The sequence below is a fragment of the Sinorhizobium sp. NFACC03 genome (assembly GCF_900103435.1).
Taxonomy (GTDB): domain Bacteria; phylum Pseudomonadota; class Alphaproteobacteria; order Rhizobiales; family Rhizobiaceae; genus Ensifer.
Genome location: NZ_FMXF01000010.1, coordinates 58,125 through 84,027 on the forward strand (window position 1 = coordinate 58,125; position 25,903 = coordinate 84,027).

General features: G+C 62.8%; 24 protein-coding genes. 10 read left to right on the top strand and 14 right to left on the bottom strand.

Translation table 11 applies throughout. From position 1 onward, the window contains the following. Positions 1 to 3 precede the first annotated feature (3 nt). Positions 4 to 1,257, bottom strand: a complete 1,254-nt coding sequence (locus tag BLU35_RS14775; protein WP_093233543.1) for a sarcosine oxidase subunit beta family protein — start codon at positions 1,255 to 1,257, stop codon at positions 4 to 6. Positions 1,258 to 1,581: 324 nt separating this feature from the next. Between BLU35_RS14775 and rpsU the strand changes: the two genes are divergently transcribed. The 3 genes from rpsU (at position 1,582) to BLU35_RS14795 (ending at position 3,769) form a co-directional block, all read left to right on the top strand. Continuing rightward, a complete protein-coding gene (rpsU, locus tag BLU35_RS14785; RefSeq protein ID WP_012709405.1) occupies positions 1,582 to 1,794 on the top strand; it encodes a 30S ribosomal protein S21 in 213 nt (70 codons plus the stop codon). Positions 1,795 to 2,157: 363 nt separating this feature from the next. Continuing rightward, positions 2,158 to 3,045 (top strand): tetratricopeptide repeat protein, encoded by an 888-nt coding sequence (locus tag BLU35_RS14790; protein ID WP_093233544.1) that lies wholly within the window; start codon positions 2,158 to 2,160, stop codon positions 3,043 to 3,045. 247 nt (positions 3,046 to 3,292) lie between these two features. Beyond that, a complete protein-coding gene (locus tag BLU35_RS14795; RefSeq protein ID WP_058326849.1) occupies positions 3,293 to 3,769 on the top strand; it encodes a DUF992 domain-containing protein in 477 nt (158 codons plus the stop codon). 119 nt (positions 3,770 to 3,888) lie between these two features. Here BLU35_RS14795 and BLU35_RS14800 read toward each other — a convergent pair whose 3' ends face one another. The 6 genes from BLU35_RS14800 to BLU35_RS14825 form a co-directional block, all read right to left on the bottom strand. Further along, entirely contained in the window at positions 3,889 to 5,289 is a 1,401-nt protein-coding gene (locus BLU35_RS14800) for an NAD(P)(+) transhydrogenase (Re/Si-specific) subunit beta (protein WP_093233545.1), read from the bottom strand. Positions 5,290 to 5,299: 10 nt separating this feature from the next. Beyond that, complete coding sequence (locus tag BLU35_RS14805) at positions 5,300 to 5,710, bottom strand: NAD(P) transhydrogenase subunit alpha part 2 (RefSeq protein ID WP_057254587.1); 411 nt, start codon at positions 5,708 to 5,710, stop codon at positions 5,300 to 5,302. Continuing rightward, on the bottom strand, positions 5,710 to 6,855 hold the full coding sequence (locus BLU35_RS14810) for a Re/Si-specific NAD(P)(+) transhydrogenase subunit alpha (protein ID WP_058325253.1): 1,146 nt from the start codon (positions 6,853 to 6,855) through the stop codon (positions 5,710 to 5,712). Before BLU35_RS14810 ends, BLU35_RS14805 begins: the two co-directional genes overlap by 1 nt. Positions 6,856 to 7,305: 450 nt before the next feature. Beyond that, positions 7,306 to 7,530: an aa3-type cytochrome c oxidase subunit IV gene (locus tag BLU35_RS14815; RefSeq protein ID WP_057254585.1), complete on the bottom strand. Its 225-nt coding sequence runs from the start codon at positions 7,528 to 7,530 to the stop codon at positions 7,306 to 7,308. 236 nt (positions 7,531 to 7,766) lie between these two features. Beyond that, complete coding sequence (locus tag BLU35_RS14820; protein ID WP_093233546.1) at positions 7,767 to 8,540, bottom strand: N-acyl amino acid synthase FeeM domain-containing protein; 774 nt, start codon at positions 8,538 to 8,540, stop codon at positions 7,767 to 7,769. Between the two features lie 229 nt (positions 8,541 to 8,769). Further along, complete coding sequence (locus tag BLU35_RS14825; RefSeq protein WP_093233547.1) at positions 8,770 to 11,079, bottom strand: putative bifunctional diguanylate cyclase/phosphodiesterase; 2,310 nt, start codon at positions 11,077 to 11,079, stop codon at positions 8,770 to 8,772. 429 nt (positions 11,080 to 11,508) lie between these two features. Here BLU35_RS14825 and BLU35_RS14830 point away from each other — a divergent pair, with 429 nt between their 5' ends. Next, the gene (locus BLU35_RS14830; protein WP_057254824.1) at positions 11,509 to 12,267 is read left to right on the top strand and encodes a gamma-glutamyl-gamma-aminobutyrate hydrolase family protein; all 759 of its coding nucleotides are present in this window, start codon (positions 11,509 to 11,511) and stop codon (positions 12,265 to 12,267) included. Between the two features lie 44 nt (positions 12,268 to 12,311). Here BLU35_RS14830 and BLU35_RS14835 read toward each other — a convergent pair whose 3' ends face one another. From BLU35_RS14835 to BLU35_RS14845, 3 genes are all read right to left on the bottom strand, one after another. Further along, positions 12,312 to 13,274, bottom strand: coding sequence for a 2-hydroxyacid dehydrogenase (locus BLU35_RS14835; protein ID WP_093233610.1), 963 nt, complete (start codon positions 13,272 to 13,274; stop codon positions 12,312 to 12,314). Between the two features lie 32 nt (positions 13,275 to 13,306). Then, positions 13,307 to 14,329, bottom strand: a complete 1,023-nt coding sequence (locus BLU35_RS14840; RefSeq protein ID WP_057254582.1) for a LacI family DNA-binding transcriptional regulator — start codon at positions 14,327 to 14,329, stop codon at positions 13,307 to 13,309. Between the two features lie 177 nt (positions 14,330 to 14,506). After that, entirely contained in the window at positions 14,507 to 15,004 is a 498-nt protein-coding gene (locus tag BLU35_RS14845) for a MarR family winged helix-turn-helix transcriptional regulator (RefSeq protein WP_057254581.1), read from the bottom strand. Positions 15,005 to 15,118: 114 nt separating this feature from the next. Here BLU35_RS14845 and BLU35_RS14850 point away from each other — a divergent pair, with 114 nt between their 5' ends. From BLU35_RS14850 to BLU35_RS14860, 3 genes are all read left to right on the top strand, one after another. Continuing rightward, positions 15,119 to 15,910, top strand: coding sequence for a creatininase family protein (locus BLU35_RS14850; protein WP_058325256.1), 792 nt, complete (start codon positions 15,119 to 15,121; stop codon positions 15,908 to 15,910). Positions 15,911 to 15,988: 78 nt separating this feature from the next. After that, positions 15,989 to 17,392: a polysaccharide biosynthesis protein gene (locus BLU35_RS14855; RefSeq protein WP_093233548.1), complete on the top strand. Its 1,404-nt coding sequence runs from the start codon at positions 15,989 to 15,991 to the stop codon at positions 17,390 to 17,392. 61 nt (positions 17,393 to 17,453) lie between these two features. Further along, entirely contained in the window at positions 17,454 to 18,332 is an 879-nt protein-coding gene (locus BLU35_RS14860) for a glycosyltransferase family 2 protein (RefSeq protein ID WP_057254578.1), read from the top strand. 24 nt (positions 18,333 to 18,356) lie between these two features. Here the strand turns inward: BLU35_RS14860 and BLU35_RS14865 are convergent, their stop codons facing one another. Continuing rightward, positions 18,357 to 19,448, bottom strand: a complete 1,092-nt coding sequence (locus tag BLU35_RS14865; protein ID WP_058325324.1) for a glycosyltransferase family 4 protein — start codon at positions 19,446 to 19,448, stop codon at positions 18,357 to 18,359. A 189-nt stretch (positions 19,449 to 19,637) separates the two neighbouring features. On the opposite strand from BLU35_RS14865, the gene BLU35_RS14870 reads away from it, so the two are divergent. Genes BLU35_RS14870 through cysE form a run of 3 tightly spaced genes read left to right on the top strand, consistent with a single transcriptional unit; the run spans position 19,638 to position 22,568 of the window. Next, entirely contained in the window at positions 19,638 to 20,741 is a 1,104-nt protein-coding gene (locus BLU35_RS14870; RefSeq protein WP_093233549.1) for a CobW family GTP-binding protein, read from the top strand. After that, positions 20,741 to 21,730, top strand: coding sequence for a WD40 repeat domain-containing protein (locus tag BLU35_RS14875; RefSeq protein ID WP_058325259.1), 990 nt, complete (start codon positions 20,741 to 20,743; stop codon positions 21,728 to 21,730). The genes BLU35_RS14870 and BLU35_RS14875 overlap by 1 nt, the downstream gene beginning before the upstream one ends. Before the next feature lie 10 nt (positions 21,731 to 21,740). Further along, a complete protein-coding gene (cysE, locus tag BLU35_RS14880) occupies positions 21,741 to 22,568 on the top strand; it encodes a serine O-acetyltransferase (protein WP_093233550.1) in 828 nt (275 codons plus the stop codon). Positions 22,569 to 22,601: 33 nt separating this feature from the next. Here the strand turns inward: cysE and BLU35_RS14885 are convergent, their stop codons facing one another. The 3 genes from BLU35_RS14885 to BLU35_RS14895 form a co-directional block, all read right to left on the bottom strand. Next, positions 22,602 to 23,789 carry a ZIP family metal transporter gene (locus tag BLU35_RS14885; protein WP_058325261.1) on the bottom strand — a complete coding sequence of 396 codons (1,188 nt, stop codon included), beginning with the start codon at positions 23,787 to 23,789 and terminating at the stop codon, positions 22,602 to 22,604. Then, positions 23,786 to 24,913, bottom strand: coding sequence for a multicopper oxidase domain-containing protein (locus BLU35_RS14890; protein ID WP_093233551.1), 1,128 nt, complete (start codon positions 24,911 to 24,913; stop codon positions 23,786 to 23,788). The genes BLU35_RS14885 and BLU35_RS14890 overlap by 4 nt, the downstream gene beginning before the upstream one ends. A gap of 305 nt (positions 24,914 to 25,218) precedes the next feature. Further along, complete coding sequence (locus BLU35_RS14895) at positions 25,219 to 25,665, bottom strand: glyoxalase superfamily protein (RefSeq protein ID WP_058325263.1); 447 nt, start codon at positions 25,663 to 25,665, stop codon at positions 25,219 to 25,221. Positions 25,666 to 25,903: the final 238 nt, after the last annotated feature.

Consider the following 25,903-nt stretch of genomic DNA (forward strand, 5'->3'; position numbering starts at 1 on the left):
TCCTCAGTGCGCAACGGCAGCGGCAGCCGCCTCGTCGATGAGCCGGCCGGTGCGGAAGCGCTCCAGCGTCAGGCCCGCGGCGAGACGATGCGGCTCGCCCTTGGCGATCAGATGGGCGAAGAGATTGGCCGAGCCCGGCGTCGCCTTGAAGCCGCCCGTACCCCAGCCGGCATTCAGGAACAGGCCCGGAACCGGTGTGACCCCCTGGATCGGCGAGCGGTCCTGGGTGACGTCGACGATGCCGCCCCACTGCCGCATCATCTTGACGCGGCGGAACATCGGAAAGAGCTCGCAGATCGCATCCAGCGTATGGGTGATGATCTGCAGGCCGCCGGTCTGCGAATAGGAATTGTACTGGTCGGTGCCGGCGCCGATGACGAACTCGCCCTTGTCGGACTGCGATATATAGGCATGCACCGAGTTCGACATGACGACGCAGGGGAAGATCGGCTTCAGCGGCTCGGAGACCAATGCCTGCAGCGGCTGGCTCTGCAGCGGCACACGCACGTCGGCCATCTGCATCAGCACCGAGGAATGGCCGGCGGCGGAGACGCCGACCTTCTTGGCACCGATGTAACCGCGGTTGGTGTCGACGCCGACGACCCGGCCGATCTCGTCACGGCGGATGCCGGTCACTTCGCAGTTCTGGATGATGTGCACGCCGCGGTCAGAGGCGGCGCGTGCGTAACCCCAGGCAACCGCATCGTGGCGGGCCGTGCCGCCGCGGCGCTGAAGGGCCGCGCCGTTGATCGGGTAACGCGCCGTCTTGGCGATATCGAGCGGCGGACAATAGGCCTTGGCCTGTTCCGGCGTCAGCCATTCATTGTCGATGCCGTAGAGGCGGTTGGCATTGATATGGCGCTTGAACGACTGCTGGTCGTGGATGTTGTGCGACAGCATCATGACGCCGCGCGGCGAATACATGACGTTGTAGTTCAGATCCTGCGACAGGTTTTCCCAGAGCTTCAGCGAATGCTCGTAGATGTCCATGCTCTCTTCATAGAGATAGTTGGACCGGATGATCGTGGTGTTGCGACCGGTATTGCCGCCGCCGATCCAACCCTTTTCGAGCACCGCGACATTGGTGATGCCGTGCTCCTTGGCGAGGTAATAGGCCGCACCGAGGCCATGGCCACCACCGCCGATGATGATCGCATCATACTCTTTGCGCGGCTCCGGCGACGCCCATTGCGGCGCCCACCCCTTGTGGCCGCGCAACGCCTCGCGCGCCACGGCGAAAACTGAATATTTGCGCATCGGCCTCACTCCATGAACCCCGTTCTCATTGGCGTTAGAGATCGCAAATCCGACGCCCGCGCAACGTTTCTTTTGCGACGCAATTGCGTGGACTTGCGCGCAGTTGCGACATGGTCTCCGATCGGCTACTTCCGGGGCGGGAACAGGTGCCGCCCCGCATCCCAGGATTTTTCAGCGCTTCCTCATGTCGTCGCTGGACTTTCGCCTGATGATCTGGTATCCGCTCCTCTAATCGTAAAGCTTCCAGCTTAGCGAATGTCATTCTTTTGCCTCCGGCACCTGACGGAGTCACAAACAACTCGAACCAAAGGAACGGGATTTCACGTGCAGGTACTTGTCCGCGATAACAATGTCGATCAGGCGCTCCGCGCTCTCAAGAAGAAGATGCAGCGCGAAGGCATTTTCCGCGAAATGAAGATGCGCGATTTCTATGAAAAGCCGTCCCAGAAGCGCGCCCGCGAAAAGGCTGAAGCCGTTCGCCGCGTCCGCAAGCTGGCACGCAAGCGTGCACAGCGCGAAGGCCTCCTGGCCCGCTGATTTGTCGTTTTTTCGACGCTTTCCGATGTAAGTCGTGGCGGGGGCGAAATATCGCCACCGCCTTTTTTTGGTATGGACATCTTTTCCGCCGACAGGCTAGCGTGATCGACGCTGCCGGTGACGGATGGCCGGCCGGAGCGTTTAACCGGACGGCTTGCCGAGGCACGATGAAGCCCGGCTGCGGAGTCCGCGGGAGTTTCAGCGGCTCTACTGCATAGTTCCTTAAATCGGGTTCGATTTAAGGGCAGAATTATGCAGAAACTCAACGTGTTACAGCGACCTTGGCGCGTCATGAAGACACGCGGCGCTGTAGGAACGGAAGCCGATAGCTTTCGAGACCTTGTCGATTTGAGGGATCAACCTTTGACACTTGCTGCCATGACTGCGGACGTCTCCGGTTTTACTGTCCATGAGGCGTCTCGCCGCCACCAGCGCAAGCCGAGGCTTGCCGCCATGCTGCTCCTTGGTTCGGTCCTTCTTCTCGCAGGCTGCACGACCGACGGCCCGGACTCGATGACCAACAAGGTCGAGCGCGAACAGGGCTCGCAGGAAAACATCGCCTCGCTCTCGAGCGTCATCGCCTCCAACCCGAGCGATCCCGAAGGCTACAATGTCCGCGGCTCGTCCTATGGCCGCGCCGGCGAATACCGCCGCGCCATTGCCGATTTCGGCCAGGCGATCCAGCTGAACCCACGCTTCTACCAGGCCTATGCCAACCGGGCGCTGGTTCACCGCAACATGGGCAACACCCAGGCGGCGCTTGCCGACTACAACATGGCGCTGCAGCTCAACGCCAACTACGACGTCGCCTATATCGGCCGCGGCAACCTCTATCGCCAGGCCGGCCAGCTCGATTCCGCCTTCAACGATTTCAACAAGGCGATCCAGCTCGACACGACCGATCCCCGCGCCTATCACAATCGCGGCCTGATCTACCAGGCACGCAACCAGCACGGTCAGGCGATCGAAGACTTCTCGACCGCGATCTCGCTGTCGCCGAGCTCGCCGGAGCCCTATAACGGCCGCGGCATTTCCTATGTCGCCCAGGGCGACGACGACAACGCCTTCTCGGATTTCAACACTGCGATCAACCTCAATGGCAAGCTCGCCGAATCCTGGGCCAACCAGGCGCTGATCTACGAGCGCAAGGGCGACAAGGCCAAGGCATCGAAGTCCTATTCGCACGCCTTGCAGCTCGACCCGAAATACGAGCCGGCGCGCGCCGGCCTTGCCCGCGTCAAGGCTTCGTAAGCCCTTCCCTATCATGTTCCTCGAAACGCCCGCGACAGTTCGCGGGCGTTTTGGTTTGTGCCGGTTGCCACTTGCCCTTTCCGCCAAAGCGGAACCTTCCCGGCCATCGTTCGTTTGCCAGAGGCGTCACACTGCCTGTTTCCTCGGATCGGCTCCGATCCAAGGGCAAGACATGCAGCTATTCGAAGTACTACCGCGACCAAGCGCCCTAAGGGACGCGCGGCGCAGTAAGAACGGAGACCAAGCCATGATCAAACGAACCCTCGTCACTGCGCTGGCACTGGCCGCGCTTGCCAGCGGCCCGGCCGCCGCGCAGAACTATGTCGCACTCGGCCGTCTCGTCTGCGGTTCGGAAGGCGGCACCGGCATGATCGTGACCTCGACGAAGAACCTGATGTGCACGTTCACCCCCACCAATGGCGGACCGAAGGCCGTCTATGCCGGCACGATCCGCAAGATCGGCATCGACATCGGCAAGACGGGCAAAAGCACGATGGTCTGGGACGTCTTTGCCAAGACCGGAACGCCGGTTAGCGCGTTCGCGCTTGCCGGCGAATACTACGGCGTCGGCGCCGATGCGAGCCTCGCGGTCGGCGGCGGCGCCAAAGTGATCGGCGGTGGCACGAACAAGGCCTTCATGCTGCAGCCGGTCAACGTTCAGGTCCAGGAGGGGCTGAACGTCGCGGTCGGCATCGACCAACTGACGTTGGCACCGGCCGGTTAGATCGGCCTCGAAGACGCATGACGCCTTGTTGCGGAATGCGTCGCATGCCCCACAATGCCTTCCAACGCAAAACGCCCGCCGAAAGGCGGGCGTTTCATTGTCGATCGATGCGAACAGCGTTAAGCGTGCAGCGCCTTGACGATATCTTCCGTCACCTTCTTGGCGTCGCCGAGCAGCATCATCGTGCCATCCTTGTAGAACAGCGTGTTGTCGATGCCGGCATAGCCGGAGCCGAGCGAACGCTTGACGAAAAGGCAGGTCTTGGCCTTGTCGACGTCGAGGATCGGCATGCCGTAAATCGGCGAGGACTTGTCATCGCGCGCGGCCGGGTTGGTGACGTCGTTGGCGCCGATGACATAGGCGACATCGGCCTGCGCGAATTCGGAGTTGATGTCCTCGAGCTCGAACACTTCGTCATAGGGGACGTTCGCTTCCGCGAGCAGCACGTTCATGTGGCCGGGCATGCGGCCCGCGACCGGGTGGATCGCGTACTTGACCTCAACGCCCGCAGCCTTGAGCTGGTCGCCCATTTCGCGCAGCGCATGCTGTGCCTGGGCAACGGCCATGCCGTAGCCCGGCACGATGATCACCTTGGAGGCGTTCGCCATCAGGAAGGCCGCATCGTCGGCAGAGCCCTGCTTGACCGTGCGCTGAATGCCATCGTCGCTGGCGGCCGCCGCGGTCTCGCCCCCGAAGCCGCCGAGGATGACCGAGATGAACGAGCGGTTCATGCCCTTGCACATGATGTAGGAGAGGATCGCACCGGAGGAGCCGACGAGCGCCCCGGTGATGATCAGCGCCAGGTTGCCGAGCGTGAAGCCGATGCCTGCTGCGGCCCAACCCGAGTAGGAGTTGAGCATCGACACGACCACCGGCATGTCGGCGCCGCCGATCGGGATGATGATCAGCACGCCGAGCACGAGCGACAGCGCGACGATCAGCCAGAACACCGTGGTGCTCTGGGTCAGCACGAGCATGACCACCAGCACGACCAGCGCGATTGCCAGACCTGCATTGATGGCGTGACGTCCCGCAAGCATGATCGGCTTGCCGGACATGCGCCCGTCGAGCTTCAGGAAGGCGATGACAGAACCGGTAAAGGTGATCGCGCCGATGGCGACGCCAAGCGACATTTCGACCAGCGCCTGGGCGTGGATGTCGCCGAGGGTGCCGATGCCGAAGCTTTCCGGCGCGTACATGGCGGCAGCCGCCACCATGACGGCGGCAAGACCGACCAGCGAGTGGAAAGCGGCAACGAGCTGCGGCATCGAGGTCATGGCGATGCGACGGGCAATGACAGCACCGGCGCCGCCGCCGATGGCGAGGCCGAGCACGATCAGCATCAGGCCACCGAAGCTGGGCTTTGCCAAAAGCAACGTCGTGACGATGGCAATGCCCATGCCGACCATGCCGTAGGTATTGCCCTTGCGGCTGGTGGTCGGATGCGAAAGTCCACGCAGCGCCATGACGAACAGGACGCCGGAGACGAGGTAGAGGAAGGCTGCGAAGTTAGCGTTCATCGGGCCGGCCTCACTTGTCTTTTTTCTTGTACATGGCGAGCATGCGCTGGGTGACGAGGAAGCCGCCGAAGATGTTGACGGCGGCAAGCACCAGCGCCACAAAACCGAAGCCGGTGGCAAGCCCAGAGGCGGAGATGCCGACGGCAAGCAGAGCACCGACGACGATGACCGAGGAAATCGCGTTGGTGACCGCCATCAGCGGCGTGTGCAGCGCCGGCGTCACCGACCAGACGACGTAATAGCCGACGAAGATCGCCAGCACGAAGATCGCCAGGCGGAAGACGAAAGGATCGATCGCGCCGCCGGTCGCGCCATGGGCGACAGCACCAGCCGCGTCCGGCACGTATTCTGCAGCGGTGCGGACCGCTTCCACCGCCCGGTCGAGATCGGCGAGCGCCTTGTCGAGAAGTTCATTCGCCATCACTTGTCCCCCTTGCTGGCGCCGAAGTTCGGATGCACGACCTCACCGCCATGGGTGAGCGCCGTCGCCTTGACGAGCTCGTCCTCCATGTTGAGCGCGAGCGCCTTGGTTTCCTTGGACACCATCGTTTCCAGGAAGGTGACGAGGTTCTTGGCGTAGAGACCGGACGCGGAGGCCGCGATGCGGCCCGGCACGTTGAGATGGCCGATGACCTTGACGCCTTCGACCTCGGCGACCTTGCCGGGCTCAGCACCCTCGACGTTGCCGCCGCGTTCGACCGCAAGATCGACCGCGATCGAGCCGGGTTTCATGCTTTTCAGCATGTCACGGGTGACAAGCCGCGGCGCCGGGCGGCCGGGGATGAGTGCAGTGGTGATGACGATATCCTGCTTGGCGATATGCTCGGCAACGAGTGCGGCCTGCTTGGCCTGATACTCCTTAGACATCTCCTTGGCGTAGCCGCCAGCCGTTTCAGCCGCCTTGAATTCCTCGTCCTCGACGGCGATGAACTTGGCGCCGAGCGAGGCGACCTGTTCCTTGGCTGCCGGACGCACGTCCGTCGCCGAGACCACGGCACCGAGACGGCGGGCCGTCGCGATTGCCTGCAGGCCGGCAACGCCCGCGCCCATGACGAAGACCTTGGCGGCAGGAACCGTACCGGCCGCCGTCATCATCATCGGCAACGCCCGATCATATTCGCAAGCCGCGTCGATCACGGCCTGGTAACCGGCGAGGTTCGCTTGGCTCGACAGCACGTCCATCGACTGCGCACGGGTGATGCGCGGCATCAGTTCCATCGCAAAGGCGGTAAGCCCGGCCTTGGCCATCTCGGCGATCGCCGCCTCGTTGCCATAGGGATCCATGATGGCGAGCACGATAGCGCCCGACTTGTAGCCGCCAATTTCGGCGGTCGTCGGCCGGCGCACTTTCAGCACGACATCGGCCGTCTTGGCGTCGGCGATCGTCCCGATCCGGGCCCCGACCTTTTCGAACTCAGCGTCCGGAATGCGCGACAAAAACCCGGCGTCCGCCTCGATGACGACGTCGAAGCCGAGGCTTTTCAGTTTCTTCACGGTGTCCGGTGATGCGGCAACGCGACCCTCGTTTGGGTCCGTTTCCTTGGCGACAAAGACAATCTCGCTCACAAATCCCCCTCCTTGGCCGCATCGAGCCAAGGCCGGAATGCGGGCATTCTCTCCGACTGCAAAGCGTGCGGCCAATCGAGCCTGCACGCCCCCATATGCCAGGCACTGGGGTGCCAGGCACATATATTCTGGAAACAGACACCCAAGGTGTTCGAACCGCAGGCGGTCCGACGCCGATCGACGCCGAACCGTGCTCGGCATCGCGGGTCTGCATTCCACTCCCCCCTCACGCAGTGAGGAAACACGTCCCATTGCAGTGAATGCCCGGGCGTGGAGATCTCTAGGCTCTACAGCACTGCACACCCTATTGGCTGCACAAAGGTCGCTGTAGCATTTTGAAGTGCTGCGCAGCGTCGACGCCTCCAGTCGACGGCATGCACCTTCGTCCGGGCTCGCGCCCGGTTGCCGAGGAAACGTCAAGCCCCTCGGCAATCGGTCCGATGACGCTGATTAGCGCAGGAAGAAGAAACCTGCGACGTTGAGCAGAATGAAGAGCACGAGCGAGGAGAAGAAGCCCATCGTCGTGAAGAATGCGGCAGCCATGGCAATCAACAGGGCCACGCAAAACAGCGTGCCGTACTTCGATGCGCTCAGGAACATGAGATAGGTCTTCTCGTGCTCCGGATAATCCATCGAAGCGCCCACATCGACCGGTCCAGAATGATGCTCAGCCATCGTTCAAATTCTCCCTGAATGCCACGGCGCGACCCTTGATCGCCGCCGCTCCTAATCGAAGCATGGCTCCCGCGAAAAGTCGCGAAAACCCTTATAGCTGCCCTTACACAATGCTTAGGCCGGGTGCAACGAAAACCCGTCCTTTAGCAGTACCTGATGGGGCGATATGTCGCGGCCGGCGGCAAGGGTGGCGCGCACGGGCGCGCCTCACCATCCGATGTCGACATCGAAGACTGCTAGCGGAAGACGGAGGTTCGATAAGAGCGTCCATAACCGGTTTGCGCCATGCGCGCGGTCGGCAGGATCGTCAGCGGCGCGAACGGCACCTCGCTGCGATCGGCAAACATCATGCGGCGTTCGAAAGGCTCCGAATCGAAAATCGGGTAGCGGTCGAGGATCGAGGGCCGCTGCCCCCTCACCTGCGCCACGAGCAGGGCGCCATCGGCATTGTAGACCCCCAGGTTCTCGCGCTTGGCGACCACAGTCTCGGAGGCGAAAATGCGCTTGTAGAAGGCGGTATGGCGCGGCCGGCAGGCCGTCAGGCAACGGTCGGCGGAAAAGTATTCGCAGGCCATGGCGACCGGGCGGAGCGTCAGGTAGGGAAGCGCCCGCATATCGTCACCGATGACGTCAGGATCGACCGCCAATCGGCCCGGATCGACGAGCACCATGCCGGCATCGAGGAACGCGTCGATCTCGGAGCCGAAGATCAGGCCCGATGTGCTGGTGCGATGCTCCGGCGTTACGTGATGTACGCGCACGGTGCTGACGAGGCTCTCGTCGAGATAGATGCCGAAGACATAGGCGTGGCTGTCGAAGTCGAGATCGTCGATCAGCGTGGAGCCCGTCAATTCCATCAGATTGACGGACTTGTAGGACTTGTAACGCAGCCGCGCGATGTCCTCCATGTCCTCGCCGGTTTCGACCCGCCGATATTCGACACGATCGAGCAATTGCATCAGCTTTTCAGAAAAACGCCCAGGCTCCGCCTGGTGAACCGTCTCACCCATATTCCAGACCTCATGGTTAACAAATCGTTAACCTATTGACGGAAAATGGGGCGGCAACCGCAAAACGGAACAGTTCACTGTTAACTTTTTGTTAACCCTAAAAATTCGTAAATTAATTCGGTTGATTTGGAGCAAAACGCACCAAATCGAGATGCATTTGCCCCAACTAATCAAGGACTTGCTGCCGAATGCGCAGCATCAAAACGGAACGGAACTTGGGGTCGCAGCGTCAGGCGATGCGCTTGCTGCTGGGTTTAGCGCCTCGTTTTGGCACACCGTTCTTGCAAAGCGTTGCAATAGCAGAAGCGGGCATGGGGGCGGCGAAGACGAAGCCCTGTATTAAATCGGCACAATTATGCTCGGTGATGAGCTGCAACTGATCCGTCGTCTCGACGCCTTCGACGACGATGCGCAGGCCGAGGGCGCGGGCAAGATTTGCCGTCCCGCGCAGGAGCTTGAAGCGGCGCGAATCCTCACGGATGTTGCGCACGAAGGACCGATCGATCTTGATGATGTCGACCGGCAGGGCATCGAGATAACTGAGACTGGAGTATCCGGTGCCGAAATCGTCGATGGCAATGGTGATGCCGAGACCCCGCAGCTCGCGCAGGATCGCCTGCACCTTGAGCGGCTCGTCCATCAGGCAGCTTTCGGTGACCTCCAGATGCAGCCGCGAAGCATCGAGGCCGGTTGCCTGAAGCGCATCCGTGACCATCGTGACGATTTCGCTGCTGCGTAGATCGAGCACCGAGAGGTTGACGGAGACGGACACATCGCTCGGCCAGTCCATGCAATCCCGGCATGCATGGTCGAGCACGAAACGCGTGATCTCCGTGACCAGCCCCAGTTCCTCGGCGAGCTGAATGAACACGTTCGGCGGCACCGGCCCGCGCTCCGGATGCGTCCAGCGGGCCAACGCTTCGCAGCATTCGACCCGGCCGCCGCTCGGCGCGAACATCGGCTGGTAGGAAAGCGTCAGGCTGAGCGCATTGATCGCCTCGCGCAAATCCGCCTTCAGCTTCTGGCGGTCGACATAGCGGGCGTCCATCTCGACTTCGAACGCAGTGCAGCCACCGCGGTTGCGCAGCTTGGTTTCCGAAAGCGCGAGATCCGCCTTGATCTGCAGGTCTTCGAGTTTCAGATCCACGTTCGGCGCGATGACGAAGCCCGCGCTCATGGTCATGTTGAAGGTGAAGCCGCTGGCAACATAGGTGCCGCGCAGTTCCGTGTGCAGCCCCCGCATCCGCTCTTCCAGATCGGCCACGTCAGCCCTGTTCGGAAAGAACACGACAAACTCGTCGCCCATCAGCCGCGCCGCGATCGCATCATCACCGGCGAGCGCCTTCAACCGGCCGGCGATCGCCTGCAGCAGCTTGTCGCCGACGATGTGGCCGCGCATGTCGTTGACATGCTTGAACTCGGTGACGTCGAGGACCATCAGGCCGACGAGCCGGTCCTCCTTCTCGTCGCCGCATGCGGCGGCCACAACCAGCTCTCCGAAGTAGTCGCGGCTCGGCAGCTCGGTCAGCTTGTCGAAGCGCACCATGTGCAGAATCTGCTTGTCCGCCTGTACGCGTGCCGTCACGTCCTCGAAGATCAGCACGATATCGCCATTGTCGCGGCGGCTGGCGGAAAACTCGAGGTGCAGTTCCTCGCTGACCGGGATCAATACCTGCGGGCGCTTGCCCTTGAGCAGAAGATCGAGCTGGCGCGAGATCGCCTTGGTCTTTTCGGCATCGAGCCGCATGCGCCGCGCGCCGCGCCGGATCACGTCATCGAGCAGCCAATCCTTGAGTTCGGTCCTGTCGCCAAGCGCCAGCAACTCGCTGGCACGCTCATTGGCCACCACCACGCGGCCGTCGCCATCCAGCATGAACAAGCCATGCGTCATATTGTTGAGCGCCGCGTCGAACTGGCCGGCAATCGTCGCGATCTCGCGCGCCGCCAAAACATTCTCATAGAGAAAGGCGCGCACATTGTTGGCCATCATCCAGGTGGAAAGGATGAACGGCAGGATGAGGAAGGCAAGCGCCAGCATGAACACGTCCTGCAGCGTCATCAGGCCGATCACGATCGGCAGGCATGCGGACGAGGACAGGAGAAGCACGGCCCGCTCCGAGCCGTAGTTGCGCCCAACGAGCGAGATCATCGAGGCCAGCGTCACCGATATGGTCGCAAGCTCTGAAAAGGAATCCTGACTGACGGCAATGGCATAACCGCAAGCGATGCCGCAGGTGAGCGTGACGCTGACACCGCCGACGATATAGCGGTTCTCCCATTTGCGGACCATCGCCCGGTCGGCATTGGAGAAATCCTGCCGGTCGAACCGCGCCATATCGACATTGCGCAGCGCCCAGAGCACGAAGATCACGCCGGAGCAGGCGAGATAAAGCGGATCACTGGTCTTGAGATAGACGAGCAGAAACGTCACGACATGCGACAACATGCCGATCAGCAACGTCTTGCGATGTTCGTAGAGCGAGCTCACGGATGACAGATACACGTCAGTCGGAAGAGCGCTCTGTCCAAGTCGCATCATGAACCAAGCTCCGGTTTACCGGATTGTTAGGGGTGATGACTTAACGAATGATTTCGTCTAACGCCCCGAAAAAAGTACCGAATCCCAGAATAACCACAGGGCCGTGCCGGCAAGACCCAAGAGTTCAACTCAATAGTGCGAACCGCGCTGAACAGTACTCGGTTTCTGCAACCAAACATAGGTATCCACGACACAAAAGGCCCGACTGCAACTTCGACAATTCAGCGATGCTGGCGGACGATCCAGAATTTGCGTGCGCGATGGTTACTCGATCTTAAAGAATTACCTGCGATTTCCTGCCGTTTTTAGTTCGTGTTCGCTACCGATCCGCCTTGGATCAGCGCGGTGATCACGCTCACTACGTTCTCAGTTGACTTTCATCAGCATCTGAAGGCAAGGCTTTTCTTAAGCGTATTACGGAGCCTGATGATGTCGAAACCTGTCGTTGCCATCCCCTGCGATTTCCGCGAATTCGACGGCAATGTCTGGCATGTCGTTGCCCATCAATATGTGCGCGCCGCCGTCGAAGGCGCCGGCGTTATGCCCTTCCTCATCCCGGCGCTCGAAACCGGCAACGACATTGACGAAATCCTCGACCGCGTCGACGGCGTGCTTGCAAGCGGCGCCCGCTCCAATGTTCATCCCTCGCTCTATGGCCGCGAGGCCAAGGACAGTGACGGACCTTTCGATCCCGGCCGCGATGCGACCAGCCTGCCCCTGATCCGGCGCGCGATCGAGCGCGGTGTGCCGTTGTTTGCCATCTGCCGTGGCATCCAGGAACTGAACGTCGCACTCGGCGGCACGCTGGCGAGCGAAATCCAGGATCAGCCGGGGATCTGGGATCACCGCAAGCCTGACGTGAAGGAACTCGACGTTGCCTATGGCATCCGCCAGGACGTCATCGTCAAGGAAGGGAGCTGCCTCGCGCCCGTGCTTGGCGCCGGCCGCATCCGCGTCAACTCGTTGCACCGACAGGCGATCGGCGCCGCTGCTCCGCGCCTGGCTGTCGAAGCGGTGGCTGACGACGGCACGATCGAAGCGGTTTCGGTGATCGGCGCCAAGGCCTTTGCCGTCGGCGTACAATGGCATCCGGAATACTGGGTGCGCACCGACACCCCCTCCGCCAGCCTGTTTAGGGCCTTCGGCGACGCGGTGCGGACTTACGCCGCCGGCCGTTTGGCCGCCTGACATCACGGCTTCCGCATCGCCGCCTGAGGCAACGACGCCGGGTGTCAAATCGCGCGTCGGCTGAACGGCGTTTCCGGCACCGGCGTCAAAGCCCTTCCGGTCGCAAACCAGGCTGCGATATTGTCGACGACGAGATCGGCCATGGCGTTGCGTGTGACCACCGAGGCCGAGGCCACATGCGGCAGGAGCGACACGTTCGGCAAAGCCATCAGCGCGTCCGGCACCTGCGGCTCGTTTTCGAAAACATCGAGCCCGGCGCCGGCGATCACGCCCTTCTGAAGCGCCGCGATCAGCGCCGCCTCATCGACCGTCGAACCACGCCCGACATTGATCAGCACGCCGTTTCCGCCGAGCGCCACGAGAACCTCCGCATTCACCGTATGCCGCGTCGCCTCGGTGCCGGGCACGATGACAATGAGCGTATCGACCGCCGCCGCGAGGCCGACGAGCGTCGGATGGTAGGCATAGGGCAGGCCCTCGCGCGGGCTGCGCGTGTGATAGGCGATCAACACCCCGAAGGCTTCCAGCCGCCTGGCGATCGAAAGCCCGATGCGACCGAGGCCGTAAAGACCGACGCTTCGGCCGCGCAGGGACAGCGGCGACAGAGAAAACGCGCCCTCGCGGCTCCAGCGTCCCTGGCGCAGCCATTGTTCTGCCTGAGGCAATTGCCGGAGTGTATTCAGCAGAAGACCAACCGCCGTGTCGGCCACCTCTTCGGTCAGAACATCCGGTGTATTGCTGACGGCAATGCCCTTGGCGGCAGCATGTGCGACCTCGACGCCGTCATAGCCGACGCCGAAATTGGCGATGATCTCGAGCTGCGGCAGGACATCCATCAGGGCACCGGGCAGCCGGCCGGCTACTGCAACCGCTTTCACGTCCTGCATATCCGGCGTCACCAATGCTGGATCGGCACTCTCGATCCTGACGACTTCGAATTGCCCGACCAGTCGATCGATGACCCGTTGATTGATCTTTCCGGGCACGAGAACGCGCGTGCGGTTCACAGACATGGGCAGCTCCTGTCGGGAGGGAGATCTCAGGCGATGACGCGCAACGGGCCCGTTGATTGGCGGATGCGCATTTCCGGCTTGATCAGATGGATACCGTCGGGTTCGTGGCTGCCGGAAAGCTTGTCGAGGAGCGCGCGGGCAGCACTGCGGCCGACATCGGCCTGGCCATTCCAGACGGTGGTCAATGCCGGCGTGGCGATCGACGCCTCTTCGAGGTCGTCGTAGCCGGTGACAGAGATATCGACGCCGGGCACCAGACCGGCGCGGGCGATGCCGTTCATCATGCCGATCGCCACCAGGTCGTTCCAGCAGACGACTGCCGTCGGCTTCTGCGGCAGGGAGAGCAGATGCACCGCCGCCTCGAAGCCACCCTGCTTCGTGCGGGGACCGGGGATGCGCAGCTCCGGATCGACCTCGATATTGGCCTTGCGCAGCGCGTTGACATAGCCCTGATAGCGGTCGCGCCCGGTCGACGTCTGGTCGGTACCGCCGACCATGGCGATGCAGCGATGGCCAAGGCCGATAAGGTGGTTGGTGGCAAGCGAGATGCCGTAGGCGTCGTCGCCGCGGAAGATCGGCACGTCCACGCCCTCGATCGAACGGGCGATCAGGATCGCCGGCATGCCGTTGTCCTCGGCAAGCTGGATGTCCTCCAACGGCGTACCGATCGCAGGCGACATGATCACGCCATCACCGCCGAGCTGCAGCAGCGTCTCGATGAAATCGCGCTGCTTGTCAACCGAATCGTAGTGGTTGGAGAGAATGAAGGTCTGCTTGTCGCGGTCGAGCTCCGCTTCGATGGCTTTGAGGATTTCCCCGTAGAACGGGTTCATGATGTCGTGCACGACGACGCCGATGATGCCGGAGCGGGATGTTCTGAGACTGGCGGCGCGGCGGTTGTAGATATAGCCGAGCGCGCGGGCCTGCTCCTTGATCTTATCGCGGGTGACGGTCGCCACCAAAGGACTGTCGCGTAGAGCCAGGGATACCGTTGCCGTCGAAAGACCGAGTGTTTCCGCGATCGTCGAAAGCTTAACCTTTTGCGCCACGATGCCCCCTGTAGCCTTGTTCCGCCCCCGGCCGCAGCCCCACAATCCAATCCGAGTGAGGTTCTTGCAGCATGCCTCACGGCACTTTTCGTACATCCCATCGGACGTACGCGTGCCATAAATTTAAATCCCTTTTAAACTGTTTAAATCGCCACGGCAATATGCGGCGAACAAGGCTCAGTCGGCGGCCCGTGCGGCCTGGAGATTACTGTCGACGGCGCGCAGCAGTTTCATCAGCGTGCGCACCTGCTTGTCGGTCAGGCCGCGTGTCGCGAGCTTTTCCGAATGCTGCCCCGCCTCGGCGATGATCTGCAGCCGGTTGCGGCCGGGCTCAGTAAGATAGACCTTGGTGAGCCGCGCATCGTCCTCGTCGGGACGGCGCTCGAGGAAGCCCTGCGCTTCCATCCGCCCGATCGTGCGGGTCATGGTCGGCGCCTTGACCCCAAGCCTGGCGGCAAGCCCACCCGCGGTCATGCCGTCGGCTTCGGCGAGCGCCAGCATTACGCCGTCTTGCCCGGCGTAAAGACCACTTTCAAGAAGATTGCGGGAGAGTACGGTGCGCATGGAACGCGCTGCCTGGACAAGGATAGCGGCAAGATCGTGCGGCTCATTCAGGAACTCGTCCTTCTTCTTGCCGTTCTTGCCTTTCTTTTCGGCCTTGTTCTTCTTGCCCATTGGACCTCCTGCCGAATCCCCGAGTCGAACACTTATAACAATACAGCTTGCGATTACGAACTGTATGACTCAAATAACAATTTTACGACAATTGACGTGGAGGATCGAAGAGAAATGTCGATGCCTGAGCCGCGATGGCAGGACAATCGGACCGACCTTCCGGCCGACGCTCGCCGTGACTGGATCGCCGTGCTGCCGCTCGGCGCCCATGAACAGCACGGTCCGCATCTGCCCTTCGAAACCGACACGCTGATCGCCGAGGGCATCGTCTCCCGCACGATCGCCGCCATGCCCGCCGGCCTGCCGGTAGCCTTCCTGCCGGCCGAGCCGGTCGGTTACTCCATCGAGCACATGGATGTCGCCGGCAGCCGAACCCTTGCCTATGGCGAGGCGGTCGAGCGCTGGCTCGGCATTGCCGGCGATCTCCATCACCTCGGCGTCCGCAAATTCGTGATGCTGAACGCCCATGGCGGCAACTCGCCGTTGATGACGGTCGTCGCGACCGAAGCGCGCATACGCTTCAACATGCTGGCCGTCGCGACGAGTTGGACCCGCTTCGGCCAACCGGACGGCTGGATCAAGCCGGAGGATAAAGCCTTGGACATCCACGGCGGCGACATCGAGACATCGGTGATGCTGGCGCTCCATCCGGACAGGGTCGACATGGCCAAGGCCGAAAATTTCACCTCCCGCCAAGGCGAATTTTCTGAACGCTTCAAGCATCTGCGCGCTTACGGTCCCCACGCCTTCGGCTGGAAGATGCACGACCTGAATGGCGAAGGTGTCGCCGGCAATGCCTCGGTTGCCACGGCGGCACGGGGTGAGATTTTGATCGCCCATGCCGTCCGAGGGTTTATCGAACTCCTTGAAGATGTCAGGGATTTCGATCCCGACGATCTGACCTGAAGCGGGGAGGCAAACACTTTCTTTGCGCTTTTGCGCTATCAGATGCGCAGTTCCCCGCGGGCGTAGGGCAGAAAAACCATGGCGAAGATCATTGCGCTCGGCGCCTATTTCTACCAGGCGGTCATCGCCTTTGGCCTGCTGATCGTCGTCGCCCACTGGCTGGCGCCGGCCGACTATGCCAGCTATTCACTGTTCATCTCCATCTGCCAGTTCGCTGCGATCGCCGCCTTCGAATGGGTGCGTTTCGCCTGCATGCGTTTCTACCCTGGGGCGGATGCGGACAGTGAAGCGGCGGAGCGGCGGGCGATCCTGACCGAAGCCCTCGCCTGCGCCATGCTGTGCCTGATCGCGGCGGGCGTGTCCTTGATCTTCGGCGTGCCGCCGGTCGTGGCGCTTGTCGGCGGCCTGGTCTCGATCGCACAAGGCGGCAGCGATCTGCATCTGACCATGCAGCGTTTTCGCCAGGATTTCCGCGCCTTCTCGGTGCTGCAGGGCTCCCGCGCCACCATTCTCGCCGCGGGTACGCTCCTCGGCGCACTCATCTCGCCAAGCTTCCTGTCGACCGTCACGGGCCTGCTCGCCGGTTACATTGCCTATGGCCTGCTTGCATTCCTTCTTTCCCGCCGCGCCGACACGCGCCCAGCCGCCGCGCTCGACAATGTCCGTATCCGCAAGCATCTCATCTATGGCAGCGTGTCGGCCGGGGCCGCCACTGCCGCCATGTTCGCGCCCTTGGCACTGAAGGCGATCTTCACCTCGGCGCTCGGCGCGACGGGTGCTGCCGGCGCCCTGCTTGCGCTCGACCTGCTGCAACGCCCGTTCGTGCTCATCGTTTCGGCCCTTCAGGCGATCCAATATCCGGAGATCGTTGCCGCGCATGACCGGACCGGCGATCGCGCCGCTCTTCCCCGCCAACTCGGGCAATACTACGCGCTGCTGACGAGCTTTGCGCTGATGATGGCCGCCGGTATCTTCGCTGCACTTCTCCCGGCCACCTGGCTCGTCATCAGCCCGGACCTGCAGCAAGGTTTCCTCGCAACCGCGCCTGCCATCATCGTCCTCTCGCTCGTTCGCACGCTGACGCAGATCATGCTGCCGACGCCGCTGCACCTGAGGCAACGCCTTGCGTTGATCCTGCTGCTCGCCGTAGCCGACTGCGTGCTTCTAAGCCTTGGAGCATTGGCAGTCCTGGCCTTGGCTGGGGCGAACGATGCGGCGTTAGCCTGGGGCAGCGCCATCGGCGCGATCCTCGCCGCCCTCATCGGCCTTCGCCTGATGTCCTCGCTCGCCTTCGATTTCTCCTGGCCGCCCGTGCTCTTCGCCGCCGCCGGACTTGGCGCGGCCGTGCTGGCCTTCTCCCTCTCCGGTGAAACCAGCTACGTTACGATCGGTACCGGTATTGTTGTCGGTGGTCTGTTCTGCCTGCTCTCGCTCAACCAGTTGCGGCTGATGATGCGGTCGCCGAGACCCAGCACGGCCTAGACGCTAAGAAAAACTGCACGAATTTCCGGTTAGATCGCGCCGAAAGAGCGGAGAGCGCCCCATGAACATCGTCGTCGGCATAGCGACCGCAGGCCGCCGCGAGGTCCTCTCCGAAACCCTGCTGCATCTGACGCGGCAGACGCGACTACCGGACGCCGTCGTCATCTGCCCAAGCACGCCGGAGGACGTCGACGAAGCCAGAATCGGCTCGCTTCCCTTGAAGGCCCGTATCGTCGCGGGCAACAAGGGTTCCAGCGCACAGCGCAACGCCATCCTCGACCAGGCGACAACCGCCGATCTGATCGTCTTTTTCGACGACGATTTCCTGCCGCGCAGCGATTTTCTTACCGAGGCTGAAAGGCTGTTCGATCGCGAGGCTGATCTCGTCGTGGCAACCGGCCTGGTTCTGGCCGACGGCATTCATGGCCCGGGCATATCGATTGCCGATGCCAAGGCGATCCTCGAGACGGATCCCGGCGCTCAGCCGCACGATGTCACACAGCCGGCCTTCAACGCCTATGGCTGCAACATGGCCTTCCGCGTATCGGCGATTGCCGCCGAACGCACCCGTTTCGACGAGCGGCTGCCGCTCTATGGCTGGCAGGAGGATGTCGATTTCTGCCGGCGTCTGGCCGCGCACGGGCGCATCGTGAAATCGCCGGCGCTGCGCGGCGTCCACCTCGGCAACAAGCGCGGCCGCACCTCGGGCCTGCGCTTCGGTTACTCGCAGGTCGCAAATCCGCTCTATCTGCGCAACAAGGGCACGGTCGGACTGAAATGGGCACTTCGCCTCATGGGCGGCAACTTCGCCGCCAACATCCTCGGCAGCCTCAAACCGCAAGGCCTCGTCGATCGACGCGGTCGGCTCAAGGGCAATCTGATTGCATTTGGTGATTTTGTCCGGGGTCGACTGGACCCGATGCGGGTTCTCGACCTTTGACGCTCCAAAATCGCGCAGAATGGATCAGATGTGCTGCGCCGCCAGCATGTTGAGCAGCACGACCGCACTCCCGTCCCAGGAAAAGCGCTTCGCATTGTCAAAGCCGGAACGCCGCAAATCTCGGCGAACGGCCTCGTCGGCGGAGATCGTCCGCATCGCGTCGACCAAAGCCTCCGTCTTCAACGGATCGAAGTAGCAAACGGCATCGCCGCAGGCCTCGCGAACCGGCGGAATATCGGCGGCGAGCACCGGGCACCCCTGCGTCATCGCTTCCAGCGGCGGGATGCCGAAACCTTCATAGAGGCTGGGAAAGACGAAGGCGACAGCGCGCCGCTGCAGCCCGGCGATCTCGTCATCGGTCAGGCGGCCCGGAAAGATCAGGTTGCCCTTCGACGTGGGCGCGATATCGCGGAACACGGTCGGGTCGGTGCCACCCACGACCACGAGCTTGTGGTCGCCGGCACCAAGTGCCTCGAAGGCGCGCACCGCAAACTCGACATTCTTGTTGGGCTTCAGCGTGCCGACCAGCAGGAAGAAGGGCGTATCGGCAAGCCCGAGCCGCTGGATGACGCCCTCGTCCGGCTGAAGTCGCGCGAAGTGATCCGTCGCGTTGTAGATGACGTCGATGCCAGCAGCCGGCACGCGGAAGACATCGGCAAGCTCCTGGCGCGAAAAGTTCGAGACGGTGCCGAGCTTTGCCCGCCTTGCAAGGATGAAACCGAGCGCCCCATGAAACAGCCGGTAGCCGCGCCCGAACGAGGCCGGATGGCGAAACAGGGTGACGTCGTGGATCACCACCACCTGGTCGCCGTGCAGCACCGGGCCGCTGCCGCCGAAGCCGATCAGCGTATCGCGGCGCGCGCGCCAATAGAGCGCGCCCTGCTCCCAGACATGGCCCGGTCCGGAGCCGAACGGCTCGACCGAAATCGCCTTGAGCCCGAGATCGTCGACAGCCTTGCCCGGAGTAAGCAGCCGCCAGCGCGCGTCCTTCAGCGCATGCGGCACCTGCCCGGAAGCGATGCGCGCATCCAGCGCTCGGGTCATCTCACGGGCAAAGCGCTGCACGCCGGTAAGCGGCTGGGTCAGGAACCGGCCGTTGATGGAAATCGTCTTCACCTGCACACCCCTAGGATCTGCCGCGCACTCTCTCCGATTTTGATGAAAGGAGGGTTATCGCAGACCGCTGAGGCGATCCGCCCGCGCCCGCCAAAATCGCCCGCGCCATTTGCGCATCGCCGCCGCATCTCCTATATGAAACCCGACTTGGATGCCTGCCCGCCGCATCCGGAAATCCTAGAGGTTCCCATGACCGAAACATCCCCGCAGAAGCCGATCCCCGTCACTGTGCTCACCGGCTATCTCGGCGCCGGCAAGACGACGCTTTTGAACCGCATCCTCAGCGAGAACCATGGTCGCAAATACGCGGTCATCGTCAACGAGTTCGGCGAGATCGGCATCGACAACGACCTGATCGTGGAATCCGACGAGGAAATCTACGAGATGAACAACGGCTGCGTCTGCTGCACCGTGCGCGGCGACCTGATCCGCGTGGTTGAGGGCCTGATGCGCCGCCCCGGCCGCTTCGACGCGATCATCGTCGAGACGACCGGCCTTGCCGATCCGGTGCCGGTCGCCCAGACCTTCTTCATGGACGATGACGTGCGCGCCAAGACCGAGCTCGACGCGGTCGTTGCGCTGGTCGATGCCAAGCACCTGCCGCTGCGGCTAAAGGACAGCCGCGAGGCCGAAGACCAGATCGCCTTTGCCGACGTCGTGCTGCTCAACAAGACCGACCTGGTCACACCTGAGGAACTGGAGCGCATCGAAGCGACCGTGCGCGTCATCAATCCGTCGGCCCGCATCTACCGCACCCAGCGCTCCGACATCGATCTTGCCAAGGTCCTCGATCAGGGCGCCTTCAACCTGGAAAGGGCGCTAGAAAACGATCCGCACTTCCTCGACCAGGACGATCACGAACACGATCACACCTGCGGTCCGGATTGCGGCCACGATCATCACCATCACCACCATGATCACGACCATCATGATCATGACCACGATCACGACCATCATCATCACCACGATGCCCCCTCGCCGATCCACGACGTGACGGTGCAGTCGATCTCGCTGCGCGGCGGCGAGATGAACCCCGATCGCTTCTTCCCCTGGATCCAGAAGATCACCCAGACGGACGGCCCGAACATCCTGCGCCTGAAGGGCATCATCGCCTTTGCTGGCGATGCCGAGCGTTACGTCGTTCAAGGCGTGCACATGATCATCGAGGGCGATCACCAGCGTGCGTGGAAGGAAGGCGAAAAGCGCGAAAGCCGCCTCGTCTTCATCGGCCGTGACCTCGATCGTGAAAAGCTCGAGCGCACCTTCAAAGCCTGCGAGGCGCAGCCGAACTGATGCCGACTGTCGCTCCCCTCGATCTCGAAGGTCACGTCGTCGGCGTGGCCTTTCTCAAAGGCGTCCCCTTCTTCGCCGAAGCCACCGGTGCGATCCATCGCCTCGACCTCGGCCACAAGACGACGGAGGTCCATGAGGGCCTGCTGTCGCTCGTGGTGGACGACGCCAACGACACGCTGCTGACCGGCGGCGAGGACGGCAAGGTCATGCGTACGGCCGCCGACGGCACCACCTCGCTGGTCACCGAAGCGCCACGCAAGTGGATCGCGCAAGTTGCGACAGGCCCGCAAGGCGCCGTCGCCTATGCCTATGGCAAGACTACGCATGTGCGTCTTGCGGAGGGCACGACGAAGGAATTTACCGAGGAACGCACCGTCGAGGGCCTCGCCTTCGCGCCGAAGGGTTTGCGCATCGCCGCTGCCCGCTACAATGGCGTGTCGCTGCATTGGGTCGGCACCTCCGGCCAGCCGATCGATCTCGAGTGGAAAGGTGCCCACACCGGCGTCACCTTCTCGCCGGACGGCCGCTTCCTGGTGACGACAATGCAGGAAAACGCGCTGCACGGCTGGAAACTCGACGCCAAGCCCGGCGCCGAAGCCCGCCACATGCGCATGACCGGCTATCCCGCCAAGGTGAAGTCGGTCTCCTGGTCAGCCAAGGGCAAATGGCTCGCCTCCTCGGGCGCCCCGGCCGCGATCGTCTGGCCCTTCCAGGGCAAGGACGGCCCGATGGGCAAGGCGCCGCTGGAACTCGGCACCCGCGCCGACATCATGGTGACCTCGGTCTGCTGCCATCCGGCCGAAGACATCGTCGCGATCGGCTATCAGGACGGCATGATCCTCGGCGCGCGCTTTGCCGACAGCAAGGAAGTGCTGCTGCGCCGCCCCGGCAAGGGCGCCATCACCGCCATGGCCTGGAACAAGGACGGCCGGCAGCTCGTCTTCGGCTCGGCCGAGGGTGACTGCGGTGTCGTCGATATCGCGGGGTAGCAGGCGAACAATGACCGCAGGCGCAGAAGCTCCACTCTATGCTGGCTCGGCCGTTGTGCCTCTGGCGGACGGCGAAATCTGGAACCGCATCCGTGCGGAAGCCCGGGCGCTCGCCATGCGCGAGCCGGTCATGGAGCAAACCCTGCGGCTGATCACCGAGGCGCGGTCGGATGCGGCGGTGCTCGCAGGTGTTCTCGCTTCCCATCTTTCCGTCGCCCGTGTCGACGAACGGTCGCTGGCGCAGCTGCTTTCGGACGTCTTCGACGCCGATGCAGCAGCTCTGCGCGCTGCCGAGGCGGACCTCCAGGCGGTGATGGAGCGTGACCCCGCCTGCCCGGGCCTCTTGCATGTCCTCCTCAATCTCAAGGGCTTCCAGGCGCTGCAGACCTATCGCGCGGCTCACCGGCTCTGGATCGATGGCCGCAGGCAAGTCGCCAACTGGCTCTCGAACCTCGCCTCGCTTGTCTTCGGTCCCGATATCCACCCGGCCGCAGCAATCGGCAAGGCGGTGATGCTCGACCATGGATCCGGCATCGTCATCGGCGAGACCTCCGTGATCGAAGACCAGGTTTCGATCCTTCAGAACGTCACGCTCGGCGGCACCGGTAAGGAAACCGGCGATCGGCATCCAAAAATACGCCAAGGCGTCATGATCGGCGCCGGCGCCAAGATCCTCGGCAATATCGAGGTCGGAGCCTACAGCAAGGTCGCGGCCGGCAGCGTCGTCCTGAAGTCCGTGCCGCCGCGCACCACGGTCGCGGGCGTGCCGGCAACGGTGGTGCGCATTCACCGTGTCGACGAGGTGCCGGCGGCCGAGATGGACCAGACGATCGTCTGATCCATCTCGGCCCGCGTCAGACCCGCTCCCGCTTCAGATCTTCACCAGCGCGGCGGTGACAAACATGAAGGCGGCGCCGGTCGCGAGACCGGCCAGAACAGGCGGCGTCAGGAACACGTCGCGCCCGCGCTCGCTTTGCCGCATCAGATAGGCGCCGACTTCGATGATCACCTGCAAGATCGCCCCTGCACCAACCGCAAGCGCCAACGCCGACCACTGCGCCGAGGTTGCAAGGCTTCCGAGCCACATGCCGATCACCGCCGGACCGCCGGCAAGCAGCGTCAGCCCGATGAACGTCCAGATGGACGGCCTCTTTTTCAGGATCGGAGCGGCAATGCCGATGCCCTCGGTGACGTTGTGGAGCGCAAAGCCCAGCACCAGGAAGGTACCGAGCCCAGCCGACCCCGCCGCAAAGGCGGCACCGATCGCCAGCCCCTCGCCGAGATTGTGCAGGCCGATCCCGAGCGCGATGTAAGTGGAAAGCGCAAGCCCGGCCGGCGCACCGCTTCGCCGCCCGATCGCTATCAGCAGGAGGAAGCTGCCCAAGCCCGCCAGCACCACCATGACCGGCCCTTGGAAGATCGCGGCCGCCTCGCCGGCAAGTTCGAGCGCTTCTGCACTCGCATCGACAAGCAGGAAGCCGAGCAGGCCGATCGTCAGTGACAGCAGGAACGCCATGCCGTCGCGGCCGACGCCACGCAGCACCGGATAGAACATCAGGCCGACGGCCACCGGCACGATGCCGACGATAATGCCGACCAGCGCCTGCAGTCGCAGTTGGCCTGTCGTTGCCTGCGGCGTCGGCACGGCGACGGCAATGTCGTGCACAAACGTGGCCCCGGTGTTGGTCACCACCTTCACAGCATGCGCCTCGCCCAGCATCCATGGGAATGGCAGGTTCAGCCATGCTGCCCTGCCCCGCGCGATCGGCCCCGACGGATCCTGGGTGAACTGCCAATAGGCGTCATCCACCTGAACCTGCGCCACTGTCATCGGTTCGGATCCACCGGCGCGAACAAGGAGGCGAAGGCCGCTATCGTCGAGCACGGTCCTTTCGAAGGTCAGGTTTTCGATAGGCGGCGCGCCATTGCGGAATCCTGACAACGGATCGGCCGATAGAATCCAGGCAACGGCAATGGCAAAGGCGATGAGAGGCAGCGCCAGCCACACCAGGTTGGTCTTTGCCGCGCGGATAGCAGCTCTCGGCAGGGTCTCGTTCATGCCAGCGCCTCCACCACGTCGAACATGCCGACCCAGCCGAGCTCGGTAAACTCGGTCTGATGCGGGTGGAACATGTAAAGACCGGGCTCATGCTCGGCGAAGGTGAATTCGAGAATGCCGCGCTGTGCCTGGCACTGGGTGATGAGATCGACGGTTTTCAATGTCGGCGTCAGCGTCGTGCCCTGATCGTAATAGTCGAAGAAATTGGCGTGCAGGTGGAACGAGTTGATTGGGTCGAACTCGATGACGTTGACCAGATAGATGCGCACCGGTTTGCCCTTCACGATCCGGATCGGCCGCTTCATGAAGGCGTGAGCGACGGTGTTGACCGCGTAGAACTCGTTTTCCGCATCGAAATTGGTGTCGAAGGCGTTCATCACCATCACCAGTTCCTGCCAGCCGGCATTCTCCGGCGTGCCGAGCAGTCGGGAGCGGGCGACGTCCACATGTTCCGGCCGGCGCTCCGGATCCGGGTCGATGACGAAGGCGCCGTACATGCCCTTGTGAATATGCCGGCGCAGCGGCATCGCATGGCAATGATAGAGATGGCAGCCAAACGGCTTGGCGTCGAACTCGTAAATGAACTCATCGCCCGGATCGACCATGCCCGCACCCGGCACGCCATCCATGCGTGCGGCATGGATGCCGTGGAAATGGATCGAGTGCGGATGAGACGCATAGTTGCGAAAGACGATTCTCAGCCGCTCACCCTCCTTCGCCCGCAGCGCCGGCCCGGGGACACGGCCGTTATAGGTCCAGGCGGGAAACTTGATGCCGGGAGCGATCTCGATCTCGCGATCCTCCGCCCTCATCTCGAAGGTGCGTAGCGTCCGCCCGTCCGGTAGCGTTGAAACGGTCCCGGTCTCCCAATCGGTCAGCATGTCGATCGGATCGAAGCCGTTGGCTGCGCTGTCAACATCGCCGACTGTCATCATCGCCCCATGCCCCATGGCAGGCATCGGGTCCTGGGTGGTGGCCCCCGCCGGCGCAGCATGACCGGCATGGCTCGCCTGCTCTTGGCCCAAGGTGGCGCTGGTGCAGATCGCGGTCCCGCCCGCCGCCGCCAGCCCGCCCATCAGAAGGCTCCGCCTTCGGAGCAGGTCTGGTCTTGTCGGCTTGTCCATTTTCGGCCCTCTCTCGATTGGATAACCCGCGCGCCACGCTGCGATCGGCATACGTCAGCAATGCGCCACATGCTTTTGCAAATCATTTGCAGCTACATCAATAATGCAAATGCAACTCATTCGCAATTAACTTGCAAATCGAGCGATCTTCCGGCCCACGGGACAACTCGGCCAAGGCCGCACCTGCGATCGGCCCTGAAACGAAAACGTCCCCGGAAGCACGCGCTTCGGGGACGTTGATCGGAAGCCGTTGCACGGACCGGAAGCGGGCTCATCCGCGTGGCAAAGCCCGACGAGCGCCAGTCTCACCAATCGAGTTCGAGTTGCGGAAGCCCGTTCGAGGTCTTTTCGATCGTCCGACCCGTCTCATCCACCGTCGCAGTGACCCGTTGACGGAAGGCCGAGAAGCTCTCGAAGGTGACGACGTCGACCGGTTCGTCGAATTTCATCGTCAGGCGATAGCGCCCCGGCTGCGCCGTCAGCGCCTGCACCGACAGGATTTCGCCTTCGAAAGCCTGGCCGAGATAGCGCCCCTTCACCCGCGAGCCCAGCATCCAGGGATTGAAGGGCGGCCGGTTGCCGACGGCAGCGTGCAGCGTGTTCCAGTCGCGAAAGCCGTATTGGGCGGCGATCAATTCAAGCGAACGGGAATGGCCGATGGTTTCGCCTTCGGCAGCAAGGCGGGTACGCAAGCGCCTGGCCTGATCTTTTAGGGCATCGAGTGAGGGAAGCGTGGTTGTTCCGCGCGTCATGAGAGGGTCTCCTGCAGCGGCATGCATTCCTTGGAGATGGGAGCCCGCATTGCCACCGGTTCGCATGCCGTTTCGGCTGACCGTGTCTCGAAGAAGGACTTCACCAAAGCATGACGCTCGCGGACGGCAGGGACCTTCACCCTGCCGTTTCCATAGGGGATGCCGTCTCGGCTGTCAAACCTCGCCTGGAAATGCAGCCTTCACGCCCGCACGAAAGGCGATTGCACAGGCGCAAGAG

Bases quoted from the DNA above. Each gene is read 5' to 3' on its own strand.
- BLU35_RS14775 (WP_093233543.1), bottom strand. From the start codon at position 1,257: ATGCGCAAATATTCAGTTTTCGCCGTGGCGCGCGAGGCGTTGCGCGGC.
- BLU35_RS14795 (WP_058326849.1), top strand. From the start codon at position 3,293: ATGATCAAACGAACCCTCGTCACTGCGCTGGCACTGGCCGCGCTTGCC.
- BLU35_RS14800 (WP_093233545.1), bottom strand. From the start codon at position 5,289: ATGAACGCTAACTTCGCAGCCTTCCTCTACCTCGTCTCCGGCGTCCTG.
- BLU35_RS14805 (WP_057254587.1), bottom strand. From the start codon at position 5,710: ATGGCGAATGAACTTCTCGACAAGGCGCTCGCCGATCTCGACCGGGCG.
- BLU35_RS14815 (WP_057254585.1), bottom strand. From the start codon at position 7,530: ATGGCTGAGCATCATTCTGGACCGGTCGATGTGGGCGCTTCGATGGAT.
- BLU35_RS14820 (WP_093233546.1), bottom strand. From the start codon at position 8,540: ATGGGTGAGACGGTTCACCAGGCGGAGCCTGGGCGTTTTTCTGAAAAG.
- BLU35_RS14825 (WP_093233547.1), bottom strand. From the start codon at position 11,079: ATGATGCGACTTGGACAGAGCGCTCTTCCGACTGACGTGTATCTGTCA.
- BLU35_RS14830 (WP_057254824.1), top strand. From the start codon at position 11,509: ATGTCGAAACCTGTCGTTGCCATCCCCTGCGATTTCCGCGAATTCGAC.
- BLU35_RS14845 (WP_057254581.1), bottom strand. From the start codon at position 15,004: ATGGGCAAGAAGAACAAGGCCGAAAAGAAAGGCAAGAACGGCAAGAAG.
- BLU35_RS14850 (WP_058325256.1), top strand. From the start codon at position 15,119: ATGTCGATGCCTGAGCCGCGATGGCAGGACAATCGGACCGACCTTCCG.
- BLU35_RS14855 (WP_093233548.1), top strand. From the start codon at position 15,989: ATGGCGAAGATCATTGCGCTCGGCGCCTATTTCTACCAGGCGGTCATC.
- BLU35_RS14860 (WP_057254578.1), top strand. From the start codon at position 17,454: ATGAACATCGTCGTCGGCATAGCGACCGCAGGCCGCCGCGAGGTCCTC.
- BLU35_RS14870 (WP_093233549.1), top strand. From the start codon at position 19,638: ATGACCGAAACATCCCCGCAGAAGCCGATCCCCGTCACTGTGCTCACC.
- BLU35_RS14875 (WP_058325259.1), top strand. From the start codon at position 20,741: ATGCCGACTGTCGCTCCCCTCGATCTCGAAGGTCACGTCGTCGGCGTG.
- cysE (WP_093233550.1), top strand. From the start codon at position 21,741: ATGACCGCAGGCGCAGAAGCTCCACTCTATGCTGGCTCGGCCGTTGTG.
- BLU35_RS14885 (WP_058325261.1), bottom strand. From the start codon at position 23,789: ATGAACGAGACCCTGCCGAGAGCTGCTATCCGCGCGGCAAAGACCAAC.
- BLU35_RS14890 (WP_093233551.1), bottom strand. From the start codon at position 24,913: ATGGACAAGCCGACAAGACCAGACCTGCTCCGAAGGCGGAGCCTTCTG.
- BLU35_RS14895 (WP_058325263.1), bottom strand. From the start codon at position 25,665: ATGACGCGCGGAACAACCACGCTTCCCTCACTCGATGCCCTAAAAGAT.